The sequence below is a fragment of the Peptidiphaga sp. genome, assembly GCF_057238965.1.
The window spans coordinates 1-8,623 of sequence record NZ_DBHHEV010000062.1; the positions used below are offsets into that span (position 1 = coordinate 1).

9 protein-coding genes are annotated in these 8,623 nt (G+C 66.8%); all 9 read right to left on the reverse strand.

What is annotated here, in order from left to right:
- Window positions 1–510 (reverse strand): PP2C family protein-serine/threonine phosphatase (locus ACO48X_RS08000; RefSeq protein WP_485001557.1); only part of this gene is annotated, 510 nt, incomplete at its 3' end.
- A gap of 51 nt (window positions 511–561) precedes the next feature.
- Complete coding sequence (locus tag ACO48X_RS08005) at window positions 562–2,109, reverse strand: alpha/beta hydrolase family protein (protein ID WP_485001558.1); 1,548 nt, start codon at window positions 2,107–2,109, stop codon at window positions 562–564.
- Window positions 2,110–3,000 carry a GTPase Era gene (gene era / locus ACO48X_RS08010; RefSeq protein ID WP_485001559.1) on the reverse strand — a complete coding sequence of 297 codons (891 nt, stop codon included), beginning with the start codon at window positions 2,998–3,000 and terminating at the stop codon, window positions 2,110–2,112.
- The gene (locus ACO48X_RS08015) at window positions 2,993–4,240 is read right to left on the reverse strand and encodes a hemolysin family protein (protein WP_485001560.1); all 1,248 of its coding nucleotides are present in this window, start codon (window positions 4,238–4,240) and stop codon (window positions 2,993–2,995) included. The genes era and ACO48X_RS08015 overlap by 8 nt, the downstream gene beginning before the upstream one ends.
- The gene (gene ybeY / locus ACO48X_RS08020) at window positions 4,237–4,731 is read right to left on the reverse strand and encodes an rRNA maturation RNase YbeY (protein WP_485001561.1); all 495 of its coding nucleotides are present in this window, start codon (window positions 4,729–4,731) and stop codon (window positions 4,237–4,239) included. The genes ACO48X_RS08015 and ybeY overlap by 4 nt, the downstream gene beginning before the upstream one ends.
- Window positions 4,728–5,858: a PhoH family protein gene (locus tag ACO48X_RS08025; RefSeq protein ID WP_485001562.1), complete on the reverse strand. Its 1,131-nt coding sequence runs from the start codon at window positions 5,856–5,858 to the stop codon at window positions 4,728–4,730. Before ACO48X_RS08025 ends, ybeY begins: the two co-directional genes overlap by 4 nt.
- A gap of 27 nt (window positions 5,859–5,885) precedes the next feature.
- Window positions 5,886–6,749, reverse strand: a complete 864-nt coding sequence (locus ACO48X_RS08030; protein WP_485001563.1) for a 16S rRNA (uracil(1498)-N(3))-methyltransferase — start codon at window positions 6,747–6,749, stop codon at window positions 5,886–5,888.
- Window positions 6,746–7,858: a molecular chaperone DnaJ gene (gene dnaJ, locus ACO48X_RS08035; RefSeq protein ID WP_485001564.1), complete on the reverse strand. Its 1,113-nt coding sequence runs from the start codon at window positions 7,856–7,858 to the stop codon at window positions 6,746–6,748. The genes ACO48X_RS08030 and dnaJ overlap by 4 nt, the downstream gene beginning before the upstream one ends.
- Window positions 7,859–7,873: 15 nt before the next feature.
- A partial coding sequence (locus ACO48X_RS08040; protein ID WP_485001565.1) for an HrcA family transcriptional regulator occupies window positions 7,874–8,623 on the reverse strand: 750 nt, incomplete at its 5' end.

The following is an 8,623-nucleotide window of genomic DNA, read 5'->3' on the forward strand; positions in this document are numbered from 1 at the left end:
GGTGATGACCGCCTTGCGGGGGTGGACTCGGGCCTCCTCCTCCGTCAGCTCGCCCTCGTCGATGAGCTCTTGGACAAGCGAGTGGTCGCGGGTCAGCCGCCGGAGCCGCCCCTCGCGCCACATGTAGACGCGCGAATCGCCGATGTGGAAAACGAGCCACTTCGCCTCTGCCTCTATGTAGACGGCGCCCGCGACGGTGGTGCCCGCTCCGGGCTGGGCGCCCACGCGGGTTGCGGTCTCCTCGATCTTCCCTTCCTTGATCACGGTGACGATCTTCGCCCTGGACTCGTCCACGCACTTTTGCAGCCTCGCGGCCGCGTCGGCGCCGTCGACGCCGTCCCACGGGACCGCGGCCAAGGAGTCTATGACGGTCTGAGCCGCCTTGTCACCGACGAGGTGGCCTCCCATTCCGTCGGCGACGGCGAGGATGGGTGGGTGGAGCAGGTACCGATCCTCGTTCCTGAACCGGATCCTTCCGGGATCGGTCACTCCAGCCACTGTTATCTGCATGCGAATAACCTTACGACAGTTTTTCAAGCCAACCCTGGGAATGGGTACGATTCACCTCAAGGAGGGGAACGGTCCCCAGTAAGCGAGCATGAGGAGAAGAACGATCTGCCCCCCGAGCGCCGCACCGACGACGGCCTTGGCGCCCGCACGCATCTTAGGCTTCTTTTCTTGCCAGCGGAACGGAACTCTGACGAAAAGCCACGCCGAAAGGAGCGCCGCTCCCTGGCAAGCGATCCACCCGCCTTGAACGACGATGAGATTCCGCTGGTAAGACACAGCATAATAGGCGAGGGCGACAAGGTACAGCACAAGGACACACCAGGCTACGATGATCCCGGCCGAAGACGCCGCGACGCAAGTCCCCATTCCGCCCGTGTCGATGAGCCTCTTGCCGCGCACTCGCATGCGCCCGACGGCCAAAAGCACAGACGAAACGATCAGCGCAAGCGCTCCGGCCCCCAGTGTGAGCACGAGCTGTTTTCCGGAGGCGAATTTGGGCGCTGCGGCCATCTTCTTCCCCTTGTAAGCCTGGACGGGCTTTTCCCCTGCTATCCTGGGCTCGGCCGAGGCCGTGGAGGGAAGGCCGTTGACCCAGTCGGAAACGTCCCTCATGGGGGCCGCCTGCGCGACGCCGTCGACCTTCAGCCCGTGCCCTCCCTTGTAGTAGCGGACAGTCAGTGAGTTGTTGCCCGCCTTTTCGAGGTCCGAGCGCATGATGACCGGCCCTTGGACCGTGGGCATCGACATGTCGTCCGTCCCGTAGACCATGAGGACGGGCATCGTCATCTTCCTTTGGTACTGCGACACGTCGAAGTCGATGTAGCGGAAATCCTCGCCGAATTGCTGGCCGACAAGCTTGGAGACGACCTCCCTCATCTGGCTGGGCGCGCCGAGCCGCCGCAGGTAGGCGTCCGCCGCCAGCGCACCCTGCACGCGGATGGGCAGAACCGGAGCCGAGACGAGGACGACGAAGGAGACCGAGGCGTTGCGCGCCGCGATGATAGGCCCGATGAAGCATCCTTCCGAAACCGTGTACAGGCCAGATCTTTTGGGATCGACGCCCGGGACGCCGAGCAGGTGGGAAAGCGCGTCCTCGTAGTCGTCGGCCAGCGCGAGGTAGTCGCGGTGCGTCGTCGAATAGTTCGCCGTCCGTTTCATCGGCACGAGGGTCGCTATGCCGGCCGAGGAGATGAGGTCCGTCGATTCGTCGAAGTCGTTCGTCGTCTTCGTCCCCGTGCCGTGGACGAAGACGATTCCCGGAACGAGGCCGCGCACGCCCACGGGAGTCGTCAGCTGCGCGGGAATCGACGTTCCGTCCCTCAAACGTATCTGCACCTGCCGTTTTTCAATCTGATACGTGCCGACAGGGGGCGAGGGGGCCTTGCCGACGACGGCGGTGTCCGGCGTCTCCGGAACGACGACGGAGCGCATCGGCTCGGGATTCCATCGCGGGCCGGCCCAGTTTCCCCACATCCCGAGAAGGAAGACGACGAGAATCCACGCGAGGAGCCTCGGATGGCGCGCGGGCAGCGCTCGCGCCTCGCGCGCCCCGACGTCCGACGTCGAGGCCCCGTCCGCGCCTCTCCTCCGGGCGGCCATTTAAAAGCCCAGCCGTCCCATTTTCTTGGGGTCGCTCTGCCAGTCTTTCGTCACCTTCACGTGGAGGTCGAGGCTGACCTTCCTGCCCAATAGCCGCTCGATCGCTTTGCGGGCCCGCACTCTGATGCGTTTGAGCTGGGCCCCGCCTCGGCCGATGACGATTCCCTTTTGGGAATCGCGTTCAACGTGGAGGTTGACGTGGATGCGGTCGCCGACGACTTCCTCGATCGTCACGGCCAGAGAATGCGGGAGCTCGTCGCGCAGATCCCTCAGAGCCGCCTCGCGCACGAGCTCGGTTATAAGCGTTTCCTCGCTTTCGTCGGTCACGGCGTCGCGGGGGTAGAGGGGCGGGCTTTCGGGCATCCTCTCGACGAGGAGCGAGGCCAAAAGCTCGACCTGCTCCCCCTTTGCCGCGCTGACGGGGACGACCTCCGCGACGTCGGCCAGCTCGGACACTTCCTGGAGCCGCTTTGCCAGGGCCGCGCGACCGACGAGGTCGGATTTCGTCACCGCCGCGACGATCGAGGTCTTTTTCGAGGCGAGTTTCGATACGAGGCCCAGGAGGAAGCGGTCGCCGGGACCCGTCGCCTCGTCGGCCGGAAGGCACATGACGATGGCGTCGACGTCGCTCAGGGAGTCGCGGACCATGTCGTTGAGCCTTTCGCCCAGCAGCGTGCGGGGGCGGTGCAGGCCAGGCGTGTCGACGAGGATGAGCTGACCGCCCTCGCGGTTGACGATGGCTCTGACAACCCGCCGAGTGGTTTCGGGGCGGTCCGAGGTTATTGCGACCTTTTGGCCGACAAGCGCGTTGGTCAAGGTCGACTTTCCCGTGTTCGGCCGTCCGACGACGCACACGAACCCCGCTCTGAAGCCTTCGGGCCAGTCACTCATCTGATTCTCCTTCGTCTTCTCGACGGGCGAGGACGGTCCACAGCCTTCTCCTGCGGCCTTGGAATCGGTCGGCCGTCAGGCTGATGCCGCCGATCGACGCTCGGCTGCCCGCGATGGGAACCCTGCCGATGAGCTTGGCGAAGAGGCCTCCCACGGTGTCGACGTCGTCGTCGTCGAGTTTAACGCCGAAAAGCTCGCCGAGGTCGGCGATCGGCAGGCGTGCGGGAACCCTGTACACGCCTTCTTCGACGACGTCGACCTCGGGGGCGCTTCGATCGTGCTCGTCGGAGATTTCGCCGACGAGCTCCTCGACAAGGTCCTCGATCGTCACGAGGCCCGCTATTCCGCCGTACTCGTCGACGACGAGCGCGATGTGCACCTGGTTGGCCTGCATTTCGCGCATGAGGTCGTCGACCACTTTCGTCTCGGGGACGAAAACGGGCTCGCGCATGAGGTCGGCCACCGTGAGGGACTCCGTGTTCCCGCGCAGCCAGCGGCGCAAGACGTCCTTGAGGTAGACGACTCCGTGCAGATCGTCCGCGGATTCGCCGACTGCGGGAACCCGGGAAAAACCCGAGCGCGTGAACAGGGACATCGCCTTGTCCAGCGGCGCGTCGATGCCGATCGAGACCATGTCGGTGCGGGGGACCATCACCTCGCGCACGAGTGTGTGGTTGAAGTCGAACACGGATTGGAGAAGCTCGCGGTCGGACTCGTCGAGGACCGTCGAGTCCGAGACCCTTTCGACCATGACGGCCAACTGGTCCTCGTGCAGCTGCTCGAACTCTTCGTCGTCGGCCTCCCCCTCGCGCACCACCGAGGAGGCGACCGAGGTGGCCAGGGCGGCCGGAAGGGAGATGAGCGCCAACGTTTCAACGGGCCGCCTCGCGCCTATCGACGCGGGAGAGACGATTCTCAGCATCAGGGAGGCGGCGGCTGTCAGGGCGAGGTACGCGCCGACGGCCTCCCACCACTCGTCAAACACCGAGGCAAGCGCAAGCGCGGCGAGGACGGCGGCGAGCGAGGTGAAGAATATGCGGAGCGAGATGAGCCCCGCGATGGCCGCCTGCCGTCTGGAGACGATCGACAGCATTCTCTTCGAGGCCTTCGGCGCGTCCGCCGCCTCGGCCCGGGTGATCCGGCCCAGCGCGGTCAGGCCGGCGGAGAAGAGGGCGCCGATGCCGTAGCACGCGAATGCAAGGGCGGCGAGCGCCGCGAGAGGCACGTTGGAGCCGTTCATATTTCGGTCGGTTCGGGGGCGACGGGGTCGGCTCGCCTGTCGGCCAGGAAGGTGAGCAGCAGTTGCCGCTGGAGGTCGAACATTTCGCGTCGCTCGTCTTCCTCGGCGTGGTCGTACCCCAGAAGGTGGAGGATCCCGTGGGTTACGAGAAGAAGAACCTCCTCGGCGACGGCGTGCCCGGCCGTGTAGGCCTGCCTGGCGGCGACCTGCGGGCACACGACGATGTCCCCCAGCACCCCTTCGCGGGGCTCCTCCCCTATAGGCGCCGGCCGAAGCTCGTCCATTGGAAACGAAAGGACGTCCGTGGGCCCGTCGAGGTCCATCCACTCGACGTGGAGCCTGGCCATGGACTCCTCGTCTTCGAACAGGACGTTGAGTTCCGCGGCAGGGTGCACGCGCATGCGGTCCAGGACGAACCTGGCCAGGTCCGAGACCTCCTTGAGGTCGATTCCCGGAGCGAAACCCGATTCGTCGTTGACGTCGATGCTCATCTGCTTTCCCTTTCGAGGCGCCTTCCGCGGAGGCGCCCGTCGTTGCCAAGCCCGTCGCCGTCCCCGCCGCCAAAGCCCCGACGTCCTTCGTGCAGGCCGCCGCCCCTTTCGCGGCGGTACGCGTCGGGTCCCTCCCCGCGTCCTGGGCCAAGCTCCTCGCGATCGCTCGCGCGGGCCTCGTCCCACCGGGCGTAGGCGTCGATGATCTCGCTGACGAGCCTGTGGCGGACGACATCGGCGGAGCTGAGCTCGCAAAAGCGTACGCCCGGAATGTCGCGAAGAATGCGCCTGACGAGGCGAAGCCCGGACTCGGTTTTCCCGGGGAGGTCGATCTGGGTGACGTCGCCGGTGACAACCATGGTCGAGCCGAAGCCGAGGCGGGTGAGGAACATTTTCATCTGCTCGGGCGTCGTGTTCTGGGCCTCGTCGAGGATGACGAACGCGTCGTCGAGAGTCCTGCCGCGCATGTAGGCCAGCGGCGCCACTTCCACCGTTCCGGCGGCCATGAGCTTGGGGATCGACTCGGGCTCGAGCATCCCGTACATCGCGTCGTACAGGGGACGCAGGTACGGGTCGATCTTGTCTGTAAGCGACCCCGGCAGGAAGCCCAGCGACTCGCCGGCCTCGACGGCCGGGCGCGTGAGGATGATCTTCGAAACCCGCCGCTTGTTGAGCGCGTCCACGGCCTTGGCCATCGCGAGATACGTCTTTCCGGTTCCGGCCGGCCCGATCCCGAAGGTCACGGTGTTTTCGTCGATGGCGTCCACGTAGGCCTTCTGGCCGAGGGTTTTGGGGCGGATGGTCTTGCCGTGCGCCGACAGGATGTCGTGGGTAAGCATGTCGGAGGGGCGCATGACGCCGTCGCGCGAAATGGCGATCGCCCGTTGGACCGCGTCAAGGGTCAGATGCTGGCCCGACTGGACCACGTCCACCAACTCGCCGATGAGCGCCTCGGCGAAATCCAAGCGCGATTCCTCGCCCGCCAACGTGATCTGGTGGTCGAGGACGTGAAGCGTCACGGGCGCGAGCCCGGTTTCGAGCGCGCGCAGCACTTCGTCCCGGTATCCCAGAAGATTGATCATCGAGATGTGCGCGGGAACGGAGATCGTTCGCGTCGACGTAGCCATGCCTCCGATTCTAGCCGGGTTCCGATTCTAGCCGGCCGAGCCGCGCATGCCCGACAGGGCCGCGACGGCGAACGGGCCGGCGCTGGACGAGCGCAGGACGTTGGGGCTCAAAAGCACCGTCCGCCCTCCGATCCGCTCGAAGGACTCAATCTCTTCTGGCGTCAGGCCGCCCTCGGGGCCGACGACGATCCACAGGTTCTCCGAGCCCTGCAACCCCGCCCTCGCAATGGGCATGTCGGCCTCCTCGTGGCACACGAGCAGATCGGCGCCTTCGGCCGCGGCGAGCCGGAGAGCCTGCGGCGTCGTGCACACGTCCAGATCCTCGGGAATCCACGACCGCCGCGATTGCTTGGAGGCCGCCAAAACGACCGATTCCCAGCGCCGCCGGGCCTTTTCCTCTTTGCCTTTCCAATTGGCCACGGCCCGCGCGCTCGCCCAGGGGACGATGCGCCAGACCCCGTACTCGGTGGCCGTCTCCACCGCCTGGTCGTCCCGCGAGCCCTTGGCCAGGGCTTGCAGGAGGGTGATGCGGGGCGATGGCTCCGGCTCGCGCTCGAATCCGAGCACCTCCAGTTCGACTTCCCCCTTTGACACGCCGACGATCGCGCACCGGGCCCTGCCCCCGCGCCCGTCGACGACGTCGATCTCCTCCCCCGGGCTCGCCCTTTTGACCGTTGCGGCGTGGTGGCCTTCCGGCCCCGCCAGGACAAACCGATCGCCGGTCCGGCAAGGCAGGGGGCGGCCATCGCCGGGCGGCTGACTACGGGAGTCTGCCGGATCGGCGGAGTCGGAGGTCGGGCCGCCGCTTCCGTGCGTCGGCCTGTCCCGGCGATCAAGCGTCGAGTCCGGGCGCACGCCGGCGCCGGGCGCGAGGTAGACCGGACGGGTCATGGGCGAAGCTTGTCCCGGAGCTTGGAGAAGAATCCGCCCTGCTGGACGAGGCGGGCCGCGGGCATCTCCTCTCCCCGCATGCGCGCGAGCTTTTCGAGGAGGCTGCGCTGGGCGTCGTCGAGCTTCGTGGGGGTCTTGACGTCGAGGACAACCCTGAGGTCGCCGCGCCCCTCCCTCTGGAGCCTGCCGACGCCCAGCCCCGAAAGCTTGACCGTGTGGCCGGCGTCGGCGCCCTCGGGCACGTCCACCGTCATCGGGCCGTCGAACGTCTCGATCTCAATCGAGCAGCCCAGCGCGCTCGCGGTCATGGGGATTTCGAGCTCGCACACCAGATCGTCGCCGTCGCGGCGGAAGACCTTGTCCCTGCTCACACGCACCTCGACGAACAGGTCTCCGGGCCCGCCGCCTTCGACGCCCGCCTCGCCTTTCCCGGCGACGCGGATCCGCATGCCGTCCTCGACGCCCGCCGGAATTTGGACGTGGACGGTGCTCGTTCCGCGGACGCGGCCCTGACCGGAGCAGTCTGCACAGGGCGTGGGGATGACGGTGCCGAAGCCGTGGCAGGTCGGGCACGCCATTTGCGTGACCATTTGGCCGAGGATGGAGTTGGCGACCCTCTGCACCGTGCCGGCGCCGTCGCACTCCGAACAGGTGACGGGCTCGGTTCCGGGCGCGGCCGCCGTCCCGTGGCAGGTTTCGCATTCGACGGCGAGGGTGTGCGTGATGTCGCGTTCGACGCCGAAAACGACGTCGCGCAGAGACAGCGTCACGGTCACGAGAGAGTCTTGGCCGCGCCTTCCCCTGGAGGCCGGGCCGCGGGCGGCGCCGGCCATTCCGCCGAAAAAGGTCTCGAAGATATCGGCGAAGCCGCCGAAGCCCTCGGCCGAGCCGCCGCCGCGCAGGGCGTCCGTGCCGCCGAGGTCGTACATTCTCCTCGACTCGGCGTCGGAAAGGACGTCGTAGGCCTCGTTGACCGCCTTGAATTCGTCGGCTTTTTCGGGGCCTGCGACGTCTGGGTGAAGCCTGCGCGCATGCTTGCGGTAGGCCTTCTTGATCTCCTCCTGCGAGGCGGAGCGGGAAACACCGAGAATTTGATAGTAGTCAGCCAATTTGTCTTATCTTCTTTAGCGGTTGCTGAGGATGTCGGACAGGTACCGGGAGATGGCGTACACGGCGGACATCGTTCCGGGGTAGTCCATGCGCGTCGGGCCCACGACCCCCACGCGCGCCACCGATTGGTCGGCGACGTCGTACGTCGAGGAGACGACGGACGCCTCCGCCAGCTCCTCGTATCGGTTCTCCTCTCCGATCGACACCGAGACGCCGTCTTGCATGGCGGCGAGGAGGCGCAGAAGGACGACCTGCTCTTCGAGCAGGTCCAGAACCGGGGAAATCGTGTTGGCGAAGTCGAAGGAATGCCGCGAGAGGTTGGCGGCGCCCGCCATGACTATGCGCTCCTCGCCGTCCGCGCGCAAGGCGTCGAGGATGGCGCCGCCCACCGCTTCGGCGACGGGGCGCAGGCGTTCCGGCGACTCGGCCAGAAGCGCCTCCAGGGACGGAGCGATGTCGGCCAGGCGCAGGCCGGCCAGCTGGGCGTTGAAACGCCGGCCCAGATCCGCGAGGTCGTCCGCATCGACCTCGGCTTCCAGTCTGAGGCTTCGCTGCTCCACCCTGCCAGCCTCCGTCACAATGAGGAGAATGACGTATCGGACGCCGACGGCGACGACCTCGACGTGGCGCAGCGACACCCGTTGGAGCGAGGGGTATTGGACGACGGCCACCTGCCGGGTGACCTGGGCCAGCGCGCGCACGGCGCGTTCGACGACGTCGTCGAGATCGACGGCGCCTTCGAGCAGCTTCCGCATCGCCCGGCG

Bases quoted from the DNA above. Each gene is read 5' to 3' on its own strand.
- ACO48X_RS08015 (WP_485001560.1), bottom strand. From the start codon at position 4,240: ATGAACGGCTCCAACGTGCCTCTCGCGGCGCTCGCCGCCCTTGCATTC.
- ybeY (WP_485001561.1), bottom strand. From the start codon at position 4,731: ATGAGCATCGACGTCAACGACGAATCGGGTTTCGCTCCGGGAATCGAC.
- ACO48X_RS08025 (WP_485001562.1), bottom strand. From the start codon at position 5,858: ATGGCTACGTCGACGCGAACGATCTCCGTTCCCGCGCACATCTCGATG.
- era (WP_485001559.1), bottom strand. From the start codon at position 3,000: ATGAGTGACTGGCCCGAAGGCTTCAGAGCGGGGTTCGTGTGCGTCGTC.
- ACO48X_RS08005 (WP_485001558.1), bottom strand. From the start codon at position 2,109: ATGGCCGCCCGGAGGAGAGGCGCGGACGGGGCCTCGACGTCGGACGTC.
- ACO48X_RS08030 (WP_485001563.1), bottom strand. From the start codon at position 6,749: ATGACCCGTCCGGTCTACCTCGCGCCCGGCGCCGGCGTGCGCCCGGAC.